Annotated in this window: 20 protein-coding genes and 1 pseudogene; 15 read left to right on the top strand and 6 right to left on the bottom strand. The window is 70.5% G+C overall.

Going from position 1 to position 21,885, the window contains the following annotated elements; genetic code table 11:
* Positions 1 to 577 precede the first annotated feature (577 nt).
* On the top strand, positions 578 to 1,453 hold the full coding sequence (locus OG861_RS01410; protein WP_329201368.1) for a hypothetical protein: 876 nt from the start codon (positions 578 to 580) through the stop codon (positions 1,451 to 1,453).
* 288 nt (positions 1,454 to 1,741) lie between these two features.
* Positions 1,742 to 2,170 carry a DUF6086 family protein gene (locus OG861_RS01405; protein WP_330261031.1) on the top strand — a complete coding sequence of 143 codons (429 nt, stop codon included), beginning with the start codon at positions 1,742 to 1,744 and terminating at the stop codon, positions 2,168 to 2,170.
* Between the two features lie 37 nt (positions 2,171 to 2,207).
* On the opposite strand, the gene OG861_RS01400 is transcribed toward OG861_RS01405, so the two are convergent.
* The 3 genes from OG861_RS01400 to OG861_RS01390 all read right to left on the bottom strand — a co-directional run bounded on the left by OG861_RS01400 (position 2,208) and on the right by OG861_RS01390 (position 3,506).
* Positions 2,208 to 2,396, bottom strand: a complete 189-nt coding sequence (locus OG861_RS01400) for a hypothetical protein (protein ID WP_330261030.1) — start codon at positions 2,394 to 2,396, stop codon at positions 2,208 to 2,210.
* A gap of 136 nt (positions 2,397 to 2,532) precedes the next feature.
* Complete coding sequence (locus OG861_RS01395; protein ID WP_329201373.1) at positions 2,533 to 2,880, bottom strand: nuclear transport factor 2 family protein; 348 nt, start codon at positions 2,878 to 2,880, stop codon at positions 2,533 to 2,535.
* Positions 2,877 to 3,506, bottom strand: coding sequence for a TetR/AcrR family transcriptional regulator (locus tag OG861_RS01390; protein ID WP_330261029.1), 630 nt, complete (start codon positions 3,504 to 3,506; stop codon positions 2,877 to 2,879). Before OG861_RS01390 ends, OG861_RS01395 begins: the two co-directional genes overlap by 4 nt.
* Before the next feature lie 372 nt (positions 3,507 to 3,878).
* Between OG861_RS01390 and OG861_RS01385 the strand changes: the two genes are divergently transcribed.
* Together OG861_RS01385 and OG861_RS34225 are read left to right on the top strand one after the other, a co-directional pair.
* Positions 3,879 to 5,036: a hypothetical protein gene (locus tag OG861_RS01385; protein WP_330261028.1), complete on the top strand. Its 1,158-nt coding sequence runs from the start codon at positions 3,879 to 3,881 to the stop codon at positions 5,034 to 5,036.
* Between the two features lie 208 nt (positions 5,037 to 5,244).
* A pseudogene (locus OG861_RS34225) lies at positions 5,245 to 5,332 on the top strand (transposase); the annotation flags it as partial.
* Between the two features lie 28 nt (positions 5,333 to 5,360).
* On the opposite strand, the gene OG861_RS01375 reads toward OG861_RS34225, so the two are convergent.
* From OG861_RS01375 to OG861_RS01365, 3 genes are all read right to left on the bottom strand, one after another.
* A complete protein-coding gene (locus tag OG861_RS01375; RefSeq protein WP_330261027.1) occupies positions 5,361 to 5,906 on the bottom strand; it encodes a GNAT family N-acetyltransferase in 546 nt (181 codons plus the stop codon).
* A 331-nt stretch (positions 5,907 to 6,237) separates the two neighbouring features.
* Complete coding sequence (locus tag OG861_RS01370; RefSeq protein ID WP_330261026.1) at positions 6,238 to 6,495, bottom strand: hypothetical protein; 258 nt, start codon at positions 6,493 to 6,495, stop codon at positions 6,238 to 6,240.
* Between the two features lie 258 nt (positions 6,496 to 6,753).
* The gene (locus tag OG861_RS01365) at positions 6,754 to 8,514 is read right to left on the bottom strand and encodes a PucR family transcriptional regulator (protein ID WP_330261025.1); all 1,761 of its coding nucleotides are present in this window, start codon (positions 8,512 to 8,514) and stop codon (positions 6,754 to 6,756) included.
* A gap of 249 nt (positions 8,515 to 8,763) precedes the next feature.
* Between OG861_RS01365 and OG861_RS01360 the strand changes: the two genes are divergently transcribed.
* The 11 genes from OG861_RS01360 (at position 8,764) to OG861_RS01310 (ending at position 21,845) form a co-directional block, all read left to right on the top strand.
* Complete coding sequence (locus OG861_RS01360) at positions 8,764 to 9,291, top strand: general stress protein (protein WP_330261024.1); 528 nt, start codon at positions 8,764 to 8,766, stop codon at positions 9,289 to 9,291.
* Between the two features lie 66 nt (positions 9,292 to 9,357).
* The gene (gene dnaK, locus OG861_RS01355) at positions 9,358 to 11,274 is read left to right on the top strand and encodes a molecular chaperone DnaK (protein WP_330261023.1); all 1,917 of its coding nucleotides are present in this window, start codon (positions 9,358 to 9,360) and stop codon (positions 11,272 to 11,274) included.
* Between the two features lie 10 nt (positions 11,275 to 11,284).
* Positions 11,285 to 11,872: a nucleotide exchange factor GrpE gene (locus OG861_RS01350; RefSeq protein ID WP_330261022.1), complete on the top strand. Its 588-nt coding sequence runs from the start codon at positions 11,285 to 11,287 to the stop codon at positions 11,870 to 11,872.
* A gap of 6 nt (positions 11,873 to 11,878) precedes the next feature.
* Complete coding sequence (locus OG861_RS01345; protein ID WP_330261021.1) at positions 11,879 to 12,808, top strand: J domain-containing protein; 930 nt, start codon at positions 11,879 to 11,881, stop codon at positions 12,806 to 12,808.
* A complete protein-coding gene (locus OG861_RS01340) occupies positions 12,808 to 13,176 on the top strand; it encodes a chaperone modulator CbpM (RefSeq protein ID WP_329201394.1) in 369 nt (122 codons plus the stop codon). The genes OG861_RS01345 and OG861_RS01340 overlap by 1 nt, the downstream gene beginning before the upstream one ends.
* Positions 13,167 to 15,806: an ATP-dependent chaperone ClpB gene (gene clpB, locus OG861_RS01335; protein ID WP_330261020.1), complete on the top strand. Its 2,640-nt coding sequence runs from the start codon at positions 13,167 to 13,169 to the stop codon at positions 15,804 to 15,806. The genes OG861_RS01340 and clpB overlap by 10 nt, the downstream gene beginning before the upstream one ends.
* Complete coding sequence (gene trxA / locus OG861_RS01330; protein ID WP_330261019.1) at positions 15,803 to 16,261, top strand: thioredoxin; 459 nt, start codon at positions 15,803 to 15,805, stop codon at positions 16,259 to 16,261. Before clpB ends, trxA begins: the two co-directional genes overlap by 4 nt.
* A 121-nt stretch (positions 16,262 to 16,382) precedes the next feature.
* Positions 16,383 to 16,646 (top strand): UBP-type zinc finger domain-containing protein, encoded by a 264-nt coding sequence (locus OG861_RS01325; protein ID WP_329201400.1) that lies wholly within the window; start codon positions 16,383 to 16,385, stop codon positions 16,644 to 16,646.
* Positions 16,646 to 18,400, top strand: coding sequence for an FAD-dependent oxidoreductase (locus tag OG861_RS01320; RefSeq protein ID WP_330261018.1), 1,755 nt, complete (start codon positions 16,646 to 16,648; stop codon positions 18,398 to 18,400). Before OG861_RS01325 ends, OG861_RS01320 begins: the two co-directional genes overlap by 1 nt.
* Positions 18,401 to 18,441: 41 nt before the next feature.
* The gene (locus OG861_RS01315; RefSeq protein WP_330261017.1) at positions 18,442 to 19,566 is read left to right on the top strand and encodes a hypothetical protein; all 1,125 of its coding nucleotides are present in this window, start codon (positions 18,442 to 18,444) and stop codon (positions 19,564 to 19,566) included.
* A 101-nt stretch (positions 19,567 to 19,667) separates the two neighbouring features.
* Positions 19,668 to 21,845, top strand: coding sequence for an FUSC family protein (locus tag OG861_RS01310; protein ID WP_330261016.1), 2,178 nt, complete (start codon positions 19,668 to 19,670; stop codon positions 21,843 to 21,845).
* Positions 21,846 to 21,885: the final 40 nt, after the last annotated feature.

The raw sequence follows: 21,885 nt of genomic DNA, 5'->3' as shown, positions 1-21,885 counted from the left end.
CCCGGCCCGAGACGTGAGGCCACTTGTTCGGTGAACGCGTCGAGCTGCGCGGCCACCGCTTCACGGACCCTGCGCACTCCGCCGTGCTCCGGGGGGTAGGCGGGGACCAGCTAGGCCAACTGCACAGCGGTGCCGTGGCGTTGTTCCGCCTCGCCAGGCGGCGGTGAGGGTTGAGCGCGTGGTGCCGTGCAGGTTCTGCAGCGCCTCGTCCACGAGCGCCGAGTGACGCGTGCCAGCAGCACGGGCCAGCCCTACGTCCTGCGGTTCGGCATCTGGTGGCGCCGCGGCCGGCGGGGAGAACGGAGAGGTGCTGGACTCAGCGAGAAGCCCGAGCACGGCGGCTGCGGCCATAGGCCGTCTCTTCCGGATCAAGCCCTGACCCGCGGCGCCGGCGATCGCCATCAAGGCTGCACGGGGAATAGCGCGTGGACCAGGTGTGGAGCATGCGTTGGTAGTGCCCGGGGGCCGGCTGCGGTGTTCCGATGCTGACGCGGCGGTAGTCTTCGCGGGGGAGGGCGGGGCCGTAACCGATCTCGCCGTATGCAGCTTGTCAGAGGCTGCTGGCAGTATCGCCGTCGTGAACGTCATCCGTACCACTCCACCACGGCCCCTCGACGTGGCGGCGGTCTTCCCACAACTGGCCCCGCTGGCACGCACGACAACCCGGCTGCATCCCCGGCCCGGTTCCCCGTCGCCGTACGACAGCTCGATCGGCGGGCCGCTGCTGTGGCCCGCCGGCCAGCCATGGCTGTACTGCGACAAGTGGCACGAGGGTCCGGTCTCCCCCCTTCTGCCAGTGGCCCAGCTGTACGCGCGCGACGTGCCCCTGCTGCGGACACCCGGACGGACTGATCTGCTCCAGGTGCTGTGGTGTCCCTCGGAGCACCCACCGGAGCACAAGCCGACGACCGAGCTGTTCTGGCGAACCGCCGCCGACGTCACCCACGTCCTCGACTCGCCGCCCGAACCGACCGAGGCGCAGTACGGCTACACGCCGGAGCCGTGCGTGCTCGCACCGGAGCAAGTCACCGAGTACCCCGACTTCTTGGAGCTGGACGAGGAGTTGCAGCAGCAGCTGAGAGACCGGAGCGCGTGGCAGGCGGCCGGCGTCGCGATGGATGATTCCTATGAGGCGGCTCCGGAGGAGTTCTATTCCGACGAGCTGTCCGTCGCCCCCGGATGGAAGGTCGGTGGCTGGCCGCCGTGGGGACTCACCGATCCCATCGCCCGATTCTGCATCAACTGTGGCGTCGGGATGCATCCGTTGCTGACCATAGCCTCGGAAGAATGCCGCGACTACAGAAGGGGTTGGGTCCCGTACGAGGACCAAGCCATCGCCGTGCTCGACAACGACAACGTGTCGAACCCGCCCGGTCTCCAAGTCTCCGACGCGAATCATCTGCAGCTCTACGTCTGCCTGACGTGCTACACGCATACCGACCTGATCCAATAGGCCATGGCTGGAGTCCCCGCGATCCCGGGGTGGGCGCAGATCGCCCCACGCCTTTCAGACGGGGCCCACGACAACGGTGTGCACCGAGTTGCGGGGAGCCGAGCCGACCCTGACAGGGGAGGACGTGTCGTCCGTATGGTGCAGGAGCACGTCGTTTCGCAGGCAAGGGGCGTGACGCCCGTGAGGGCCTGCTCTATTAGCTCTGGCTCACATTCCGTGGAGGGCGCACTGGCTGTGATGTCATGTGCTTGCGACGCTGGCTGGTACGGCCAGCAGGAAGGGGCTGCGTTGAGCCAGTACTACGACATGGGCGACCAGACCCTGTGGAACCCGTCCACCGGCGCCTCGCGGCTGTTCATGAGCCAGGTGAGTGTCTACCAAGCCGAGCTGGGTCTGCCGTCCGGCATCGGTCCCATGCAGGCTGACGAGTGTCAGATCGACCCCTTCGTGTTCAAGACGTTCGTCGATGCCCTGATCGCGTGGCCCCGGCGAACGAGTCACGCAGTCATGACTGCCCTGTCCGAGGGCTTCGTCGCCACGGTGTTGGTCTTGGCGGAGAGGGCAGGCGTCGAGGTGAACTGGCTGCCGACGGGTTCCGGCGAGGGCGGCGGCCACAAGGATGTTCAGGTGCCGACGGCCCCGATTGCCGCTGAGAAGGCGTGGACAACCGCCCTCCAGGACAAGTCGCGCGAATTGGGCCGCTTCATGACGGCGTGAGTCCGGTCCGCCCCCGGTGTGCTCGGAAGGCAATGCCCTATGAGTAGTGCAGGACGCGCTTGCGGAGCCGCTGCGGCAGCCGTTCGCCCCGGCGCTCCGTGAGCGTCTGGCCGGTGGGACCGTACCATTGCTGCTTGCTGCGGCGATTGCCGCGGAAGCTGACAACGCCAGTGGCGGCCAGAACTGTTGTCCTAAGGACCACGGCGACGTTCTTGCCGATGCTCATGAGCGGCGACGAGACGAGGGCGGCCACGACACGCGGCAGCGAACGAGAGTTGCGCGCCGGCCACGTCGGGGCGAGGAGCACGCCCGTCTGGCCTGCGTGACCTGACGGGCGTGCTCGGCTAGGCCGTCTGAAGCGCTCAGGCGGTGAGGAAGAAGCCGGTCACGTCGGCGAGGAGGCCGTCGCGGTGCACCGCGCTGCTCACACCCGTCATGAAGGCCTTGCCGTCCGGGCCGACCTGGGTCCATCGGGCCAGCGACCGGCCGTGGTGGTCGTAGACCTCCTCGATACGGAAGCGGTGCCCGGGGAACGCTCCGGCGAACCCGTCCATGTATGCGTCCAGTGCGGCCAGACCGGCCACCTCGGTTCCCGGGTCCCGGTAGGAAACGTCGTCCACCGCGACCGAGCCGAGTGCGGCGAGTCGTATGGCGGGGTCGGCCGACCAGCACGCGGCATAGTCGTTCCAGAGCTGCTGTTGGTCACTCATCGCTGTTCCTCATTCTTGGCTTGCTTGGAGGTTTTGGCTTGCCTGGCCCCGATCGAGGCCAGGGCTCCGTCGGTGATGGCGTGCAGTTTGGCGGCGGCCGTACCGGATCGGACGAGGACCAGGAGGCCTTGGTAGAGGGTCAGGAGCTGTGTGGCCGACATCTCGACGTCGATGTCCGAGGGCAACAGCTGCTGGGCGCGGGCGCGTGTCAGTGCGTCGGCGAAGCCCGACTCGATCATCTCCAGCCCCCGGCGAACGCCGGCTGTGGCCTGCGGAACGGTGAACGACTCCACCGCGGTGTTGGTGAGCAGGCACCCGGGATCGGGTTCCGGGCCGGGGTTCGCGTCGAACGCCGAGGTGAAGAACGCACGGATGCCGGCCACCGGGTCCTGCGTCTCGCGTAGGTGGACGCGGACCCTGCTGTCGACCACCAGCTCGTTATAGGCGTCCAGTGCCGCGCTGAACAGGCGCTCCTTGCTGTGGTACGCCCGGTACAGGCTGCCCGGGTGCATTCCGGTTGCTTCCTCGAGGTCGCGCAGCGATGCGCCGAGGTATCCGCGACGACGGAACAGCCCCATGGCGGAGGCCAGTACCTCTTCCTGGTCCCAGACCTGTTTACGACCCACCGGCGCTCCTCGTAGTTGAACGATCGCTCACAAAGTAGCACGTGCGAGGGCTCGTCCGACGCCACACGCTCCGTCAGTTGCCGTAGCCAGAACGGAAAGCACGGTCCCAGCATGGGAAACGGCCGCTGTCGCTCTTCGCCTCACGAGCACGCGCGGGGTCTGGTCGACCCTCAGGTCGGCGAGGCTCGGCGATCGTGGACCTCAGCTGGTGGTGGGTTGATCAGCTCACACCTCGAACTCGGCGCGTCCTGAGGCGATTCGGGTCCCCACCAGGGCTGCGGGGGGAGTCGTGGGCGTTCTGGCGTTGCGGCCGGGCCTGTGGTTGTCTCAGGGTCCGATCGGCTAGGGGGGCACATGGATGTGGCAGGGAGCATGGCGTTATCCGCCGTGCAGATACTGACCGGCCTGGCGACAGGGGTGGCTACGGCGGTGGGGAGCGAGGCCGGGCGGGCGGTGGGTGAGCTGGTGCGGGCGCGGCTGGGTACTACCGAGGACGGTCGCGCCGCTCTGGACGGGGTCAGCGCCGACCCGGCGGATCCGTCGGCGGTCCAGGATTTGCAGGAGGCGATCAGGGAGGCGCTGGCTGCCGATCCCGATTTCCGCGCCCGTATGGCTGTGGCGCTTGCCGGGCCGCCGCCGGCCGCGCCGCCCGCACAGACCGTCAGTCCCCAGTACACCGGCAGCATCATCATCGGAAGCGGCAGCAAGGTACGGAGCAGCCAGATCTCGCTGGGGCCGCTGACCATCAACAACACCCGGGCCGGCCGCGCTTCCCTCGCCGGGATCGCGGCACTGCTGGTCGCATTACTGGCCCTGGGCCTCTATCGGGGAGTGCAGCTGATCATCGGCGACGGTTCCTCCAGCCGGGCGGCCGGCGAGTCGTCCGGCCCGAAGGCCCCCACGGCTACGCCATCCAAGTCTTCCCCCGCTGCGCCGGACGCTCCTGGTCCGGTGGTGCGTGACGAGGCGAGGGCCGCGCAGATCCTCCCGGACGCAGCGAGCCTGCCGCAGGGCTGGGCCGTCGCAAGCGGTTCGCCGACGACGGAACAGTGTCGCCGTGGCCGAGTCGGCATCTCGAAGGACAGGGAGTCCCACTACATCTGCAAGACGGGACCGGTTCTCGACCTGCAGTCGGGATATGTCCCGGGGGCCGAGGTCAGCTACAACAAGGTGTACGTCGAGGTTCTCGCGTACCCGTCGGTGGCCGCGGCAGCCGAGGGCTACGTGGGAGTGGAGGCGGAAAACGCTGACAGCAACGAGGCGAAGCAGGTGACGCAAGTCGCGCTGCCGTCCTACGGTGACGAGTCGTCGGCTGTCACCATGATGGGCACCGTGCCGGGCAGCGGCTCGCACCTATCGGAGGGACTTGCGGTAGCCCGCTGCGGGAGCCTCGTGGTGCGGGTCATCGTCTCCGACGACGATGGCAGCACGGTCGACCTCGATGCGCTCAATGCTTTCACCCGGACTGTGGCCACCCGGGCGCAGCAGGCGCTGGACGGCAAGACGCCCACCGCCGCCGTCGAACTGTAGAGATCCCCTGCGGGATACCGTCCCCGCGCTCCGCTCGCCCACCGCCTCCGACCCGGCTTTGCGGAAGCGGCCGCCACCGTCGGGGCAGAGGCGGTGGCGCGGGTGGATGCGGGACGGCCGCGATGAGGCGGGAGAGGCGCCCACGGTCGCGCTGTCGGACGCCGAAGGGGCGGAGGTCGCCGCCGCCATGGTGCAGGCCGCAGGCGTCCACTGGAAGAAGATCTGGTCGACCAATCCGCTGGAGCGGCTGAACCGGGAGATCAAACGCAGGGCAGACGTCGTGCAGGTCTTCCCCCGCCAAAACCGAAGCAGCTCGGCCAGTGACTACACCACTTCGCGGGGGCACGATCGGATCCGGTACAGCACACACTGGCGAAGCGGCCCCTCGGGCACGCTCGGATCCTCGAAGTCGTCGGCCAGATCCCGGGTCATGCCGATGCGGCGCATCACTGCCTGGGAACGAAGGTTGTGGACGGTCGTCGACGCCACCACTTCCGGCAGCCCGAGGGCCTCGAAGCCGAAAGCCAGGGCGGCCAGGGCGGCCTCGGTGGCGTAACCGCGACCCCATGCCGAACGCATCAAGCGCCAACCGATATCCACTCCCGCGAACGGCATATCCCCGCCCACCTCGTCCAAGCCTGCACGGCCGATGAACTCGCCAGTCTCCCGTGATTCGAGCGCCCACCACCCAAAACCTCGCTCGTCAAACTCGGCCTGCATGACCGCCACCGCGGCATCGCTTTGCTCCCGCGTCAGCAGTTCCCCCAGGTGTTCCCGGACATCAGGATCGGCGTTCATAGCCGCCCACGGTTCGAGGTCGGACTCCCGCCACCGGCGGAGCAGAAGACGATCGGTTCGCAGCTCTGGCATGCCACCCAGCCAACCCGATCAAGACCACAGTGTCGATCAGTTATGTCGAACCGCACGGTGCTCATCCATGCCACACCCACTGCGCAGATCCTCACGGCCTCCACCACCCGGCGGGACACCATCCTCGACCAGCCACCCGGGCAGCTGCGCCGGCGGACGGCGGCGCGCGTCGGCCTCCTCGGCTTCCGCGGCCGCGTTCGGTGCCCGCACTGCGCCCCAGCTCTCCGCGCAGGTAGGTGACGAACGTCCGCAGACGTGGCAGATCAGGCGGCGGGACGGACACCGCTCACCCTCCGTACTGCGCCCGCCGCAGCACCCACAGCGGGCTCGTTCATGTCGTCGTCTCCCGTTCCACCGGTGCGGGGGTGTGGCCGCGGGCTGCGCGGCGCAGCTCGACGCCACCTGCCCGCCACCCGGCGGGGGTCGTCCAGTAGGGGTGGGTGTGCAGGAGCCCGGACAGGGCGATCAGCCGGCGCCGCAGCACGGTCGAACCGGAGGCGGGCGGGGCCTCGGCGAGATCGGTGTAAGTACGCAGCCACGCCTCCTGGAGGGCGAGCAGGTCATCGGGGAAACGGAACGGTGGCCTCACCCTTCTATTGCAACACATGTTCGAATATCTTCGCGAAAAACGGTGAGGCCCGACGTGCGACTGCACGCCGGGCCTCACCACCCACGTCCGTGCTGATGCGTCCCGTGGGGGGCGCCGGCGCACCTCATGTACGGACGGTTTCCGCAGGTCGGAAGGGTTGGGGGGCCGACGATCAGGCCGCAACGTCGACTTTGACTCCCAGGCGACCCGGTCGAGTGCCGGGTTGACCCGGCAGGTCGGCCCACCGGGCGTCCGCGGTCAGCGCCGCCCGCCCAGGATGATCTTCCAGACGCGCGTTGCCACCTGGAGATTGAGCCGGGTGTCCACATCCGCCAGGTCGCGGTCGCTGATCTCACGGATGCGCTGCAGCCGGTAGCGCAGGGTGCTGCGGTGGACTGTCAGTGCGGCGGCCGCATCGTCGTAGTTGCCTCCGCAGTCGAAGTAGTGCGAGAGCGTCTCGACCAACTCCGTGTCGTGCCGTGCGTCGTAGTCGATCAGCCGGCCGAGCCACTCCCGCACGAAGTCCTCGAGCTCCCGGAGATCGTTTCCGGGCCCCAGGATCCGGTACAGCCCGAGGTCGTCGAAGAACGTCGTCCCGCTGCGCTGGCGGGAGTTCTGCCGCACCTCCAGGGCCCGCAGTGCCTCCTGATAACAGCGGGGAATGCCCTCCGGGGAGTCGCAGCGGGTGCTCACCCCGATCGCTCCGTCGGGCGTTCCCAGCTCATGGGCCAGCGCCGCGTACACGGCATCGTCGTCGGGCCTCGCTTCGGTCAGCAGGACCACCCGGTCGCCGCGACGGGTGATCAGCGGACGGATCGCCGAGGTGGCCGTCGCCTGCTCGACGGCACGGGTGAAGGAACCGTTCGCGGCGTTGCCCGGCCAGTGCACCACGACTACGTAATGGGTACTTTGCAGATCATGGCCGATGGCCTCGGCTCGGGCGTAGGCGTTCGTCTCGTCCGTGCCCTCCAGCAGATCGTCCATCAGCTGACGGTGCAGCCGCAGTTCGACCTCGCTGAGTTCGCGCATGTGCATCAGTTCCTGGGCGAGCGACCGCTGAGCGTGGTCCAACGCGAACAGTGTGTACTCGTCGGCCGTCGCTTCGGGGTCCTCGAGGGCGAGCACGCCGAGGAGGTCGCCGCGGGGCCGGGCCAGGGCGATCAGCCGGCCCTTGACTTTGACCGGACCCGCCTCGCGCCCGACCTGCCGCAACATCTCTTCCTGGTCGGTCGAGGACCGCACCGGATAGGGGTCGGGCCGGTCGGGACCGGCCCAGGACCTCAGGTTTCCGAACCGGTCCTCGATGAGCGCCGACAGCCCGGTGAGCTCGTACAGCGCTTGGGTGAGGGCGTCCTCACCGCCGCCCCGGGCAGTGACACGGGCGAGGGTCTCGTGCACGGTCTTCTGGAGGTGCAGCTCGGAGCGCGCGGTGTCCAGCTGCTGCAGTGCGTCGTCGCGTTCGGTGCGCAGGCGGCTCAGTTCGCCGGCGTTGTCGTGCTGCGCGGTGCGTGTCGCCGTCAGTGACAGGGCCGCCGATGTGAGCCCCACGAGGGTCGACAGGAGGAAGTGCCCCTGCTCGTCGGGCTCGGAATGGGAGGAGACCAGGATGTAGCCGAGCAGACCACCGGCCCCGCGCATGCCGAACGCCCAGGTCCACGACCGCTCCGGAAGGGATACGGAGCCGTCTGCCCCGCCGAAATCCTTCATCAGCGCGTCGTCGACCGTTGGCGCTCCCGCGTCGTGGCCGGGGACGCGGGACAAGCCGTCCACCGTCGCGAGGTATCCGGCCTCGGCGTGGTAGGGGCCGAGGGCACTGACGTGCTGCATGGCCAACCGCACGATCTCACCCTGCTGCACACAGGTGAAAAGGGTGTGGGACAGCACCAGCAGCCCGTACGGGTCCAGCGCCGCGAGCGGACGGGGGCCGGGCCGTTCGGTGCCCGCAGTGTCACTCGGACGGCGGGTCACCTCCTGGTCGGAGACGTGGGGGGACAGCCTCCGTGACGGACGGCCGGCCATAGATCACTCCGTTTCTCCTCCGGTCAGCGGGGGCGATCGGGCGATTCTCGGGCTCCACGTCTGGGCGAACCGTGTGCACCCAGCCTAGGTCGAACCATCCCGCTTGTCCGAATGTGCGTCTTGCTCTCTCAGGCCGACCGACTCCCGCGATTTCTGACCTGCCGGGCGCAGGCGGAGCGCGCTGCTCTCTTGCCACTCTGGGCGCGTCAGGGTCGCCGGGCGCACCGGTGGCCGTGGAAGGAGTGGCTGATGAACGAACAGGCCCGCAGGACCATCGCCTCGTACGCGACCTACCAAGAGGCGGAACGCGCCGTCGATCACCTTTCCGATCAGGGCTTTCCCGTAGAAAGGGTGGCCATCATCGGGCAGGACCTGCGCCTGGTCGAGCAGGTGACCGGCCGCATGGGCAATGGCGGGGCCGCGCTGCACGGCGCGGCGAGCGGCGCCCTGCCCGGCGCACTGATCGGGTGGATCTTCGGGGTGCTGAACTGGCTGAACCCGGTCGTGTCGGGACTGCTCCTCGCCTTGTACGGGCTGATTTTCGGAGCACTCGTCGGTGCGCTGCTCGGTCTGCTGGTTCACGCGGCCCAGCGTGGTCGCCGGGATTTCGCCTCGGTGAGCTCCATGCAGCCCAGCCGGTACGAAGTCGTCGCCGACGAAGCGGTCGCCGACGAGGCGGTGCGGCTGCTGGCCGCGCTGTCCAGCGGGACCGGCACCAGCACGAGCAGCGGAGCTTCGAAGAGCAGCGTCCCACGGAGCGGTTCCACCGCCACCTGAGCGAGTGCGGAAGACCGGGCGCGACTCCGAGGCGAACGGGGCCGCCCGTCGCGGAAGGAGTTCCTCATGGCCAAGGCAGTAGGCATCGACCTGGGCACCACCAACTCGGTGATCGCCGTCTGGGAGGGCGGCGAGCCGGCGGTCGTACCCAATAGCGAGGGCAACCGCACGACGCCGTCCGTGGTGGCCTTCACCGACACCGGCGAGCGCCTGGTGGGCCAGCTGGCCCGCCGCCAGGCGATCCTCAACCCCAAGGGCACCATCTACTCGGCCAAGCGGTTCATCGGCCGGCATTTCGACGAGATCTCCGAAGAGGCCAAGGCCGTCGCGTACGACGTGGTCGAGGGAGAGGGCGGCGCCGCCCGCATCAAGGTGCGCGACAAGCTCTACGCTCCCGAGGAGATCAGCGCGCAGGTGCTGCGCAAGCTCGCCGACGATGCCTCCAAGCAGCTCGGCGAGCGGGTCACGGAGGCGGTCATCACGGTGCCGGCCTACTTCAACGACGCCCAGCGCACCGCCACCAAGGACGCCGGACGGATCGCCGGCCTGGAAGTACTGCGGATCATCAACGAGCCGACCGCGGCCGCCCTCGCCTACGGCATGGACAAGAAGCAGCACGAGACGGTGCTCGTCTTCGACCTGGGCGGCGGCACCTTCGACGTCAGCATCCTCGACGTCGGCGACGGCGTGGTGGAGGTACGGTCCACGGCGGGCGACAGCCATCTGGGCGGCGACGACTTCGACCGCCGGCTGGTCGACCAGCTCGCCGACGGGTTCCAGAAGGAGAACGGGATCGACCTGCGGCAGGACCCCCAGGCGCTGCAACGCCTGTTCGAGGCTGCCGAAAAGGCCAAGACCGAGCTCAGCTCGGTGACCCAGACGCAGGTCAGCCTGCCGTTCATCACGGCCGACGCCTCCGGGCCCAAGCATCTGACCACGACGATCATGCGATCCACGTTCGAACAGATCACCGGCGACCTGGTGGAGCGCTGCCTCGACCCGGTCCGGCAGGCGATGGACGACGCCAAGGTCAGTGACAACGACATCGACGAGGTCATCCTCGTCGGCGGCTCCACCCGCATCCCCGCCGTCCAGGCCCTGGTGCGCAGGCTGACCGGCGGCAAGGACCCCAACATGAGCGTCAACCCCGACGAGGTCGTGGCGAAGGGCGCCGCGATCCAGGCCGGGGTCCTCAAGGGCGAGGTCAAGGACGTCCTGCTGCTCGACGTCACCCCGTTGTCGCTGGGCGTGGAGACACGCGGCGGCGTGATGACGAAGATCATCGAGCGGAACACCACCATTCCGGTGCGCCGCACCGAGACCTTCACCACCGCCGTGGACAACCAGCCCGCCGTCGACGTCGTCGTCCTGCAGGGCGAGCGTGAGCTGGCTGCCGACAACCGGGTCCTGGGCCGCTTCCAGCTCACCGACATCCGCCCCGCGCCGCGCGGCGAGCCGCAGATCGAAGTCATCTTCGACGTCGACGCCAACGGCATCCTCAGCGTCACCGCGCGGGACAAGGACACCGGAAAGGAACAGGGCATCACCATCAGCGAGAGCTCCAACCTCGACAGCAGCGAAGTCGAGCGGATGCTCCAGGAGGCCGAACGCAACCGCGGCCAGGACCAGGCCCTGCGCGAGGCGGTCGACGCGCGCAACGAACTGGACGCCATCGCCTACCAGGTCGAAAAGCGCCTCGGCGAGCTCGGCGACGCCGCGCCCGCACACGAGAAGGCCCGCGCCGAGATGCTGGTGGCGCAGGCCCGCGAGGCCGTCAAGAACGAGGCCGGGGTGGACGAGGTCCGGCCGCTGACGTCCGAACTCCAGCAGGTCTTCGCGGGGCTCGCGGCCCACCAGGCGGGAGCCGCCGCAGGCGGTCCGGCGGGCACCGGCTCACCGGACGGATCCGGTCCCGGCGGGGCCGCGCCGGGCGGCGCCGGGGGCGACGACGATGTGATCGACGCCGAGTTCGACAAGGGCTGAGGTGCCCGCCATGCCCATCCCACCCCGGGGCCGAGAGCCCGACCCGCCGCCGGAAGGCGCCGTAGAGCCGTCGTGCGGGGACCTCATGCAGCCTGGACCGCCGACCGAGGAGGCGGAGCCCGGGCCCGACGCCTCAACCGGCACCGCCGCACCCAATGACGAAGACGCGGCCGCGCTGCGAGAGGCGGAGGACCGCTGGCGGCGCGCCCTGGCCGACCTCGACAACCAGCGCAAACGCCATGCCAGGGAGGTGGAGCGGGTGGCCGGGGCCGAACGCGCCCGTACGGCAGCGGCCTTCCTGCCCGTCATCGACAACCTGGAACTTGCCCTGAGCCACGCGGGGGCCGCCGACCCCGGTGCGATCGTCGAAGGTGTCCGGGCCGTGCGTGACCAGGCCGTGAACGTCCTGGAGCGGCTGGGCTACCCGCGCCACGCGGAGACGGGCGTGGCGTTCGACCCGGCCCGGCACGAGGTGGTCGGAGTGGTCCAGGATCCCGACGCCGATCCGAACACCGTGGTCCAGGTGCTGCGACCCGGTTACGGGGAGGCCGAGCGGCAGCTGCGGCCTGCCGCCGTGACCGTCGCCAAGCGGGAGTGACCGTCCATGGCACGCGACTTCTACGAGGTGCTCGGCGTTCCGCGCACCGCCGACCGGGACGAGATCCAGCGGGCCTACCGCACCCTGGCCCGCAGGCACCACCCCGACGTCAACAAGGACCCACAGGCGGAGGAACGGTTCAAGGAGATCAACGAGGCCTTCAGCGTGCTGTCCGATCCGGAGCAGCGAGCCCGGTACGACCGCTTCGGCGAGGACTTCCGGAAGGTCCCGGAGGACTGGGAGGAGCGGGTCGCCGCCGGCGCCGGCAGTGGCCCCCGGTGGACCACCGGCGGCGGTCCCCGGGTGCGGTACTCCACGGCGGGCTTCGGGGGTGAGGGGGTCGACGTCGAGGATCTGTTCGGCTCGCTGTTCGGCGGCGGCGGGCGGACACGCGTGCCCGGCGCCGACCAGGAGGCCGAACTGCCGCTCACCGTCGAGGAGGCATACCGGGGCGGCCGCCGTACGGTCACCCTCGCCGGGCCGGCCGGGGAGCGGCGCTACCAGGTCGACGTGCCGCCCGGCACCACCGACGGGCAGCGCATCCGGCTGGCCGGCGAGGGCGGGCGCGGGAGCGGCGACGGTGCTCCCGCCGGGGACCTGTACCTGAGGGTGCGGATCGAGCCGCACCCCGAGTTCCGCCTCGAGGGCCGGAACGTCCACGTGATTCTTCCGGTCACACCGTGGGAGGCGGCGCTGGGCGCCACCGTGCCGGTGCGCACGCCGAGCGGTGCCACCGCGAAGGTGACCGTGCCCGCCGGGTCCTCCAGCGGACGGCGCCTACGGCTGCGCGGCGAGGGCATGCCGAACCCGCGCGGCGCGAACGGAGACCTGTACGCGGAGCTGCGGATCATGGTGCCGCCCCGGCTGAACGACCGGGAGCGCGAGCTGCTGGAGGAACTCGCCGCCGTCTCCTCCTTCGACCCCAGGAGGACCTGATGACCGACCGACCGCCCGAGGCCCGCCCGTCCCACGCACGGACGACCGAGGTGGGCGTGCAGTACGCGATCGTGCACGTGCCCGGGCTCTCCCTGGAGACCGTGGCCCGGCGCGCAGGCCTCCATCCCGACCTGGTCCGTCGGTTCGTCGCCCTCGGACTGGTGGACGCCGGCCGTGACGCCTCCGGACGGCTGGTGTTCGCCCCCACGGCCCCGGCCGCCCTCGCCCGCGTTCAGCGGCTGCGCACCGGGCTGTGCCTGAACTACGCCTCCCTCGCGCTGGTGCTCGACCTGCTCGACCGCATCAGCTTGCTCGAAGCCGCGCTGCGGCGTGCAGGCATGAGGAGTGATCTACCACCATGGACATGAACCGCCTGACCCAGAAGTCACAGGAAGCCCTGCAGGAGGCCCAGAGCGCCGCCGGCCGCCTGGGCCACACCGAGGTCGACGGCGAACATCTGCTGCTCGCCCTCCTCGACCAGGAGGAGGGCCTGATCCCGCGGCTGCTGCAGCAGGCGGGCACCGACCCGGAGGAGTTGCGCGCGGCCGTACGCAAGGAGATCTCCCGCCGGCCCAAGGTGACCGGCCCGGGCGCGGCGCCGGGCCAGGTCTTCGTCACCCAGCGCCTGGCCAGGCTGCTGGACGAGGCGGAGCGGGAGGCCAAACGCCTCAAGGACGAGTACGTGTCCGTGGAACACCTGCTGCTGGCGCTGGCCGAGGAGGGCTCGGCGACCGCCGCCGGGCGCCTGCTGAAGGAGCACGGCGTGACCCGGGACTCCTTCCTCGGCGCGCTCACCCACATCCGCGGCAACCAGCGCGTGACCTCCGCCAACCCCGAGGTGGCCTACGAGGCCCTGGAGAAGTACGGCCGTGACCTGGTCGCCGAGGCCAAGGCCGGTCGGCTCGACCCCGTCATCGGCCGGGACGCCGAGATCCGCCGCGTCACCCAGATCCTCAGCCGCAAGTCCAAGAACAACCCCGTCCTGATCGGCGACCCGGGCGTCGGCAAGACCGCCATCATCGAGGGTCTCGCCCAGCGCATCGTCCGCGGCGACGTGCCCGAAGGACTGCGTGAAAGGATCGTGTTCGCCCTCGACATGGGTTCCCTGGTCGCCGGCGCGAAGTACCGCGGCGAGTTCGAGGAACGGCTCAAGGCCGTGCTCAGCGAGGTCAAGGCCGCCCAGGGGCGGATCCTGCTCTTCGTCGACGAGCTGCACACCGTCGTAGGGGCGGGCGCCGCCGAGGGCGCCATGGACGCGGGCAACATGCTCAAGCCCATGCTGGCACGCGGCGAACTCCACATGATCGGCGCCACCACCCTGGACGAATACCGCAAGCACATCGAGAAGGACGCCGCCCTCGAACGCCGCTTCCAGCAGGTCCTGGTCGACGAGCCGAGCGTGGAGGACACCATCTCGATCCTGCGCGGACTGCGCGAACGCCTGGAGGTCTTCCACGGCGTGAAGATCCAGGACACCTCGCTGGTCTCCGCGGCCACCCTCAGCCACCGCTACATCACCGACCGGTTCCTGCCCGACAAGGCCATCGACCTCGTCGACGAAGCCTGCGCCCGGCTGCGAACCGAGATCGACTCGATGCCCGCCGAACTCGACGAGATCACCCGCCGGGTGACCCGCCTGGAGATCGAGGAAGCCGCCCTGTCCAAGGAGACCGACCCCGCCAGCAAAGCCCGCCTGGAGGAACTGCGCAAGGAACTGGCCGACCTGCGCGGCGAGGCCGACGCCAAACACGCCCAGTGGGAGGCCGAACGGCAGGCGATCCGCCGCGTCCAGGAACTGCGCCAGGAACTGGAGCAGGTCCGCCACGAGGCGGAGGAGGCCGAACGCGCCTACGACCTCAACCGCGCCGCCGAACTCCGCTACGGCCGCCTCCGGGACCTGGAGCGCCGGCTCGCCGCAGAGGAGGAGCAACTGGCCTCCAAACAAGGGCAGAACCGGCTGCTGCGCGAAGTCGTCACCGAGGAGGAGATCGCCGAGATCGTCGCCGCCTGGACCGGCATCCCCGTCTCCCGCCTCCAGGAGGGCGAACGCGAGAAGCTGCTGCGCCTCGACGACATCCTGCGCGAGCGCGTCATCGGCCAGGACGAGGCGGTCAAGCTGGTGGCCGACGCCATCATCCGCGCCCGCTCCGGCATCCGCGACCCTCGCCGCCCCATCGGCTCGTTCATCTTCCTCGGCCCCACCGGCGTCGGGAAGACCGAGCTGGCCAAGACCCTTGCCCGGGCTCTGTTCGACTCCGAGGAGAACATGGTCCGCCTCGACATGAGCGAGTACCAGGAGCGGCACACCGTCAGTCGGCTCATGGGCGCACCGCCCGGATACGTCGGCTATGAGGAGGGCGGCCAGCTCACCGAGGCCGTGCGCCGCAAGCCGTACTCGGTCGTGCTGTTCGACGAGGTCGAGAAGGCGCACACGGATGTCTTCAACACCCTGCTGCAGGTCCTCGACGACGGCCGCATCACCGATGCCCAGGGCCGCACGGTCGACTTCCGCAACACCGTGATCATCATGACGTCCAACATCGGGTCCGAGCACCTCCTCGACGGAGCCACCGCCGAGGGGGAGATCAAGCCGGATGCCCGGGCGCTGGTGATGGGCGAGTTGCGCGGGCACTTCCGGCCGGAGTTCCTCAACCGCGTCGACGACATCGTGCTGTTCAAGCCGCTCGGTGAGCGGCAGATCGAGCGCATCGTGGAGCTGCAGTTCGACGAGCTGCGGCAGCGGCTCGCCGAACGCCGCATCAGCGTCGAGCTCACGCCCTCGGCCTTGGAGTTGATCGCGCATCAGGGCTACGACCCGGTGTACGGGGCGCGGCCGCTGCGGCGTTACATCTCCCACGAGGTCGAGACGATGGTCGGGCGCGCCCTGCTGCGCGGTGACGTCCAAGACGGCGCGACGGTCCGCGTCGACGCCCAACACGGAGAGCTGGTCGTCGCCTACGACCAGCAGGAGGACGCCCGGGAAGCGAGGGCGGCGTGAACACCACCCGGACCACGACGGTGACCTGCCCGAACTGCGGGCGCGGCAACCGGATTCCTGTGGCCGCCGAGGGACGCCCCCGATGCGGCCACTGCAAGCAGGCCCTGCCCTGGATCGCCGACGCGGGCGACGACGACTTCGCCGAGATCGCCGAACGCGCCACCCAGCCCGTCGTCGTCGACCTCTGGGCCACCTGGTGCGGCCCCTGCCGCATGGTCAGCCCCGCTCTCGAACAAGTCGCCCGCGACCTGGCCGGACGGATCAAACTCGTCAAGGTCGACGTCGACAAGAACCCGCGGCTCAGCGGGCGGTTCCAGGTGCAGGCGGTGCCGACCCTGCTCGTCCTGGACCGCGGCGAGACGGTCGCCCGGCAGGCCGGCGCGGCGCCCGCGCACGTCCTGCGCTCCTGGGTCGAGCAGGCGATGGCGGGCCGGCAAACCGCTGCGGGAGGCTGAACACGATGGGCCGGCCACCACCGCTCACCCACGAAACCGGCCCCGACGCAGCTGCGCCGCCGGATGAGGGGACCGGCGCGGGCTGCGGCCGAACAGTCCCCGGCACGCAAGGAGAGTTCTCATGGCAACGATTCCTGACCCGCACCTGGCGCTGGTCCGCCCGGTGACGCCGCGAACCCCCCAGGGCTGTGAGGAGTGCCTGAGGGTGGGTTCCCCGTGGGTGCACCTGCGGCTCTGCCTCACCTGTGGGCACGTCGGCTGCTGCGACTCCTCGCCGCTCAAGCACGCGAGGCGGCACGCCGGCAGCGTCGGTCACCCGATCGTGCAGTCCTTCCAGCCCGGAGAGGACTGGCGCTGGTGCTACGTCGACGAGGCCCCGGTCTGATGAGCGCCGCCGAGCACGTGCAGGGAGCGGTCCACGAGACCCCGGACCTGCACGGGGCGTTCCCCCGCCTGACACCGGCGCAGCTCCAGGACCTGGCCGCGCACGGTGAGCGCCGCGAGACCACCCCGGGCGAGGTGCTGTACCGCGAGGGCGAGCCGTTCCGGGAGTTCCTCGCGATCCTCAGCGGGACCGTCGAGATCCTCCAGGACCACGGCGGGCCCGAGGAGCGCACGGTAGCGGTACACGGACCCGGCAGGTTCCTGGGTGAGCTCGCGCTGCTGGAGGGCGAGGCGGCGTTCGACACCGCCGTGGTGCGCGAGGCGGGCGAGATCCTCGCCGTACCGGTGGAGCGGCAGCGCGCCCTGGTCGGCCGCGACCCCGTCCTCGGCGACCTGATCCTCCGCGCCTACCTGGGGCGCAGGTACCTGCTCATCGGTCTCGGCGCCGGCTTCCGGATCCTGGGCTCGTGCTACTCGCCGGACACCCTGCGGCTGCGTGAGTTCGCCGCCCGCAACCGGCTGCCCCACCGCTGGGTGGACCTGGAGCAGGACAAGGAGGCGGAAGCGCTCCTGCGTCGGTTCGCCATCCGTCCCGAGGAGACTCCGGTGGTCATCTGGAAGGGCGAGCGGGTGCTGCGCAATCCGAGCAACGCCGAACTCGCCCGGCTCATCGGGCTGCCCGCCCCCTCGCCGGAGGCCGGCCGATGCGACGTGCTGGTGGTGGGCGCGGGCCCCGCGGGGCTCGCCGCCGCCGTGTACGGTGCCTCCGACGGCCTCACCGCGATCACCGTCGAGGCCGTGGCCACCGGAGGCCAGGCCGGTACTTCGTCCCGCATCGAGAACTACCTCGGCTTCCCCTCGGGCATCTCCGGGGGCGAACTCATCGAACGCGCGGTGCTCCAGGCCCACAAGTTCGGTGCCCGACTCATGGTGCCGGCCCAGGTCAGCGGGCTCACCCCGCAGGACGACGAGTACGTCGTCACCTTCGCGGACGGGTCCACGACCCGGGCGGGCGCCGTGGTGCTCGCCTCGGGCGTGTGGTACCGCCGGCTGGAGGTGCCCGGCATCGACCGTCTGGAGGGCATCAGCGTCTACTACGCGGCGACCGTCCACGAGGCCAGTCTCTGCCAGGCGGATCCGGTCGCCGTGGTCGGCGGCGGGAACTCTGCCGGGCAGGCGGCGCTGTTCCTCGCGAACCACGCGTCCAGGGTCCACCTCCTGGTGCGGGGTGGTGACCTCAACGCCGACATGTCGCGCTACCTGGTGGACCAGGTGGAACGGCATCCGAAGATCGAGGTGCTGCTCCGCACCGAAGTCAGGGGCGTCAGCGGGGAGCAGAGGCTGGAGTCGCTGATCGTGGAGGACAACGCGAGCAGTGAGCGCCGGGAGCTGCGGGCGGCGGCCCTGTTCGTGTTCATCGGAGCCCGGCCGCGCACCGATTGGCTCGAGGGCGTGGTGGCCCTGGACGAGAAGGGCTTCGTCCTCACCGGCGCCGACGCCCAGGCTGCGGCTGACGCGACCCGGTGGGACTCGCTCGGCCGTGGTCCGTTGCTCCTGGAGACCACCCTTCCCGGAGTCTTCGCCGCCGGCGACGTCAGGAGCGGCTCGGTCAAACGGGTGACCTCGGCGGCCGGTGAGGGTGCCATGGCGATCCGCCTCGTACACGAGCACCGGGAAAAGGCGGGCAACCTCGTCCGCACCGCGGGACCCGAGGGGCCTCGGCCGGTGGCGGGCCGGCCCGTGTCCCGGAGCTGACGGGCCCGGTCATGCGGATGTCGCCCCAGGACACTACGGTCGTGGCTCTCCTGGCGGATCCGGACGCGCCCACGGAAATCGCACAGCGCATGGCCTGGATGCTCCCCACGCGGCTCGCAGACAAGTCAGGGCCGGGGCGACGGTTCGAGATCGAGGTGGTCAGTGAACCCTTCACCGCGGAAACGGAGGACGTGCCGACTTTGATGCGCCGGATCACGGACCGCGGGAGAGCGGAGAACTGGGACGTCGTCGTGGCCCTCACCGACCTTCCGCTGCACTCACACGGACGCAAGATCGTTGTGGATCTGAGCCACGAACACGGCTTGGCGCTGCTGTCCCTTCCCGCGCTGGGGGGCTTGCGTCTGCAGACGAGGACCCAACGCGTGGTGGAAGAAGTCGTACTCGGCCTGGCGGGTTCGCAGATCACCGGGGCCGAAGGGGCTCCGCGAAGTCAGCCCGCTATGGGGCCCTTCGTCAGTCGTCTCGCGCCCATCCATCCTGGCCCGATCGGTGAACAAGAGACCGTCGACCTCAGGTACGTCGTCAGCGGGCCGCGCGGTTACCTGCGGGTACTCGTCGGAATGGTCCGCGCCAACCGGCCGTGGCGGTTGGTGCCGGGCCTGTCGAAGGCCCTGGCGGCCGCACTCGCCACGGGAGCAGTCGCCACCGTGAACTCCACCGTCTGGAACCTGGCCGTCAGCCTGAGCGTGCCACGCCTCGTCATCGCCACGGTCGGATCTGTCGCGCTCATGATCGGCTGGCTGATCGTGGACGCGGAGCTGTGGCACCGGTCAGCAGCGAGCTCGCCGGAGGCGAGGCAGAGGACGCGGCTCTACAACGCCTCGACGGTAGTGACCGTGGGTATCGGGGTGCTCGTCTGCTACGTGGGTTTGATGGTCGTCAACTGGGTGTGGGCGCTGTTCATCCTCAACGGCCAGGCGTTCGCTTCCGTGACACGCACCCCACTGCACGCCCAGGAGTACCTGACGCTGTCCTGGTTCGTCGCTTCGGTCGCCACCGTGGGCGGGGCGCTGGGGTCGGGCTTGGAAAGCGACGATGCGATCCGGGCAGCCGCCTACTCCAAGCGCGAACAGGAACGACGTCTCACGCTCCGGAACGACCACGACCGCGACCGCGGCGATGACGGGACGGGTGATGCCCGGTGAACCTCGGTCCGGGGCGCCCGTCCGAGCGCGGCGCCGTCAGGAGGGCGGCGGGGCGGCCGACGCGCCCTGGCAGGCAGAGCGTTCCGGCTGGGCTCGCACCCATGAGGTGGCTACGGGCCCTCGGGGAGGTCGTGCGCTCCGGGCTCACGATCGAGGAGACGCGGCTGGAGCCCTTGCTCGCGCTCCGCACGGCTGCCGGGGTGGCGATCGTCATCGGGCCGGCGCTGTGGCTGGTTTCCCCTGAGTACGCCGCGTCCGCCGCCCTCGGTGCCTACTCCGCGGGTGGGGCCACCTTCCAGCGCACCTGGCGTCCGCGCAAGGTGATCGCGCTCGGCGCGGGCGCGGGGCTGGCGCTCAGCACCTTCGTGGGCTACCTGGCGGCGGGGCGACTCGTGACGTTCCTCCCGCTGCTGGCCGTATGGGCGTTCGCCGCGGGAATGGCATGGGCCCTCGGGTCGACCGCCGGGATCGTCGCAGCGACGACGGTCGGCACCCTGCTGGTGACCGTCACCCTGCCGACCAGCGTCGGGCGGGCCCTGGAACACGCCGGGGCCATCGCGCTCGGAGGCGTGGCGCAGGCCCTGCTGATCTTGCTGTTCCCGATCCGCCGTTGGGGGGCGCACCGCGACGCGCTCGCCGACGCCCTGGCCGCCGTGGCGGACTACGCCCGCCGGCTGCGGCACGACCCGACCGCCCCGTTCGACCCCGTGCCTTTGATGACGGCCCGGGACGCGGCCGCCGTGACGCCGTCGCAGGCCCGCACCCGTCCCCCCGTCCTCCACGGCCCCCGGGGCCTCGCCGAGCGCATTCTGCCGGTCGCCGCCGCGCTCGCCGACCCGGACGTCGGCGCCCCGGCGGAGGGACCCGGGCGGGACCGCGCACGGGAGCTGCTCAACGCGGCCGCCGACGTCCTGGACGCGGCGGCCCGTTCGATCCGCCGCGGCACTCCCGCCGAGGTGCCGCCCGGGAGCGCGGACGTCCTGCGGGTCGACGAAGAACACGAGGTGCTGGAGGGGCCCGCCCGGCAGGCCGCCGAGCGGCTCGTGGAACTCCTCGCCGAAGCGTTGGAGATCGCAGGGAGCGGCGGCGCGCGCGACAAGGCACCCACGCCGTCCGGCCCCGCGAGCGCCCAGTTCCTGGTGCGCCCGACGATGTTCCGGCTGCTCCCGGTCGTCGTCCGGGCGGTCCGCCGTGAGCTCCGCCGGGACTCGCCCGTGTTCCGGCACGCCGTCCGCCTGGCGGCGGTGGCCACGCTCGGCTATCTCATCGCCTCCCGGCTACCCGTGGGCCACGGCTATTGGGCGCCCATCGCCTCGGTGATGGTGATGCGGCCCGACTTCCACCGGACGTACGCGCGTGCGGTGGGCCGTCTCGCCGGGACCCTGGCGGGGGTCGCGCTCGCCACCGGGATGGTGCGGGCGCTGGGCCCGGACGCCCACGTGTTCGGCGCGCTGACGGTGGTCTCGGCGGCCCTGTCGTACACGCTGATCCGCACCGGCTACGCCTACTCCCAGTGCTTCACTGCCGCGTACGTCGTCTTCCTGCTCGGCATGGGCGGCCAGGCGTGGGAGCAGACGGTCCCGGAGCGGGTGGTGCTCACCCTGCTCGGCGGGGCCCTGGCCATGCTGGCGTACGTGGTGTTCCCCGCATGGGAGACCCCCCGGCTGCCGGGCCGGCTTGCGGACTGGCTCGCCGCCGACGGCCGCTACGCGGCCGCGGTGCTCCGCAGCTACGCCGAACCGACCCGGGAACACCGCGCCGACACGCGCAGGGCCCTGCTGGCCAGCAGGGAGGCACGTACCGCCTGGCAGGATGCCTACGACCAGGCACGTCAGGAACCGGTCCGCCCCAGAGATCTGACATCGCGCGAGGCGGAAGAGGCGCAGGAGGCGCTGAAGCGGTTCGACCGGGCGGCGATGCTCATGGAGAGCCATGTCCCGCGGGCCGACAGCCGTTTCGCCCCCGAGGCGGAGCGGCTCGCCGAGGCCCTGGAGGCGGATACCGCGCAGGCGGCAGTCGACGTGCGTGGGCACAGGAATCCGGAGTGGGGGCGCGTGGAGGAGGCGCTCCACGCATGGGAGGGCACTGCCGCCGGGGACCGGAACCCGGTGGTGCGGCGCGAGGCGGAACTACAGAAGCGGGCCTTGGAGGATTTCGCGACGGCCGTGAGCCGCACACCCCTGGAACGGGACGTCGGCTCCGCCCGCGAGGAGCAGCGGGTGCGGGCGGCCGCGGCTGCGGAAGGTGACGGATCAGGGCCGGCGCACCGGGATGGGTGACGGCGCCGGCCGCAGGGAACGTAACGCCTCCCGGAGCGGG

The organism is Streptomyces sp. NBC_00539 (assembly GCF_036346105.1).
In the GTDB taxonomy this organism is placed as follows: domain Bacteria; phylum Actinomycetota; class Actinomycetes; order Streptomycetales; family Streptomycetaceae; genus Streptomyces.
This window is presented reverse-complemented; position numbering and strand designations above follow the sequence as displayed.

Coding starts and splice junctions, on each gene's coding strand:
- OG861_RS01375 (WP_330261027.1), bottom strand. CDS start 5,906: ATGCCAGAGCTGCGAACCGATCGTCTTCTGCTCCGCCGGTGGCGGGAG.
- OG861_RS01320 (WP_330261018.1), top strand. CDS start 16,646: ATGAGCGCCGCCGAGCACGTGCAGGGAGCGGTCCACGAGACCCCGGAC.
- clpB (WP_330261020.1), top strand. CDS start 13,167: ATGGACATGAACCGCCTGACCCAGAAGTCACAGGAAGCCCTGCAGGAG.
- OG861_RS01345 (WP_330261021.1), top strand. CDS start 11,879: ATGGCACGCGACTTCTACGAGGTGCTCGGCGTTCCGCGCACCGCCGAC.
- OG861_RS01360 (WP_330261024.1), top strand. CDS start 8,764: ATGAACGAACAGGCCCGCAGGACCATCGCCTCGTACGCGACCTACCAA.
- OG861_RS01365 (WP_330261025.1), bottom strand. CDS start 8,514: ATGGCCGGCCGTCCGTCACGGAGGCTGTCCCCCCACGTCTCCGACCAG.
- OG861_RS01400 (WP_330261030.1), bottom strand. CDS start 2,396: ATGAGCATCGGCAAGAACGTCGCCGTGGTCCTTAGGACAACAGTTCTG.
- OG861_RS01385 (WP_330261028.1), top strand. CDS start 3,879: ATGGCGTTATCCGCCGTGCAGATACTGACCGGCCTGGCGACAGGGGTG.
- OG861_RS01340 (WP_329201394.1), top strand. CDS start 12,808: ATGACCGACCGACCGCCCGAGGCCCGCCCGTCCCACGCACGGACGACC.
- OG861_RS01350 (WP_330261022.1), top strand. CDS start 11,285: ATGCCCATCCCACCCCGGGGCCGAGAGCCCGACCCGCCGCCGGAAGGC.
- OG861_RS01325 (WP_329201400.1), top strand. CDS start 16,383: ATGGCAACGATTCCTGACCCGCACCTGGCGCTGGTCCGCCCGGTGACG.
- OG861_RS01395 (WP_329201373.1), bottom strand. CDS start 2,880: ATGAGTGACCAACAGCAGCTCTGGAACGACTATGCCGCGTGCTGGTCG.
- OG861_RS01310 (WP_330261016.1), top strand. CDS start 19,668: ATGAGGTGGCTACGGGCCCTCGGGGAGGTCGTGCGCTCCGGGCTCACG.
- dnaK (WP_330261023.1), top strand. CDS start 9,358: ATGGCCAAGGCAGTAGGCATCGACCTGGGCACCACCAACTCGGTGATC.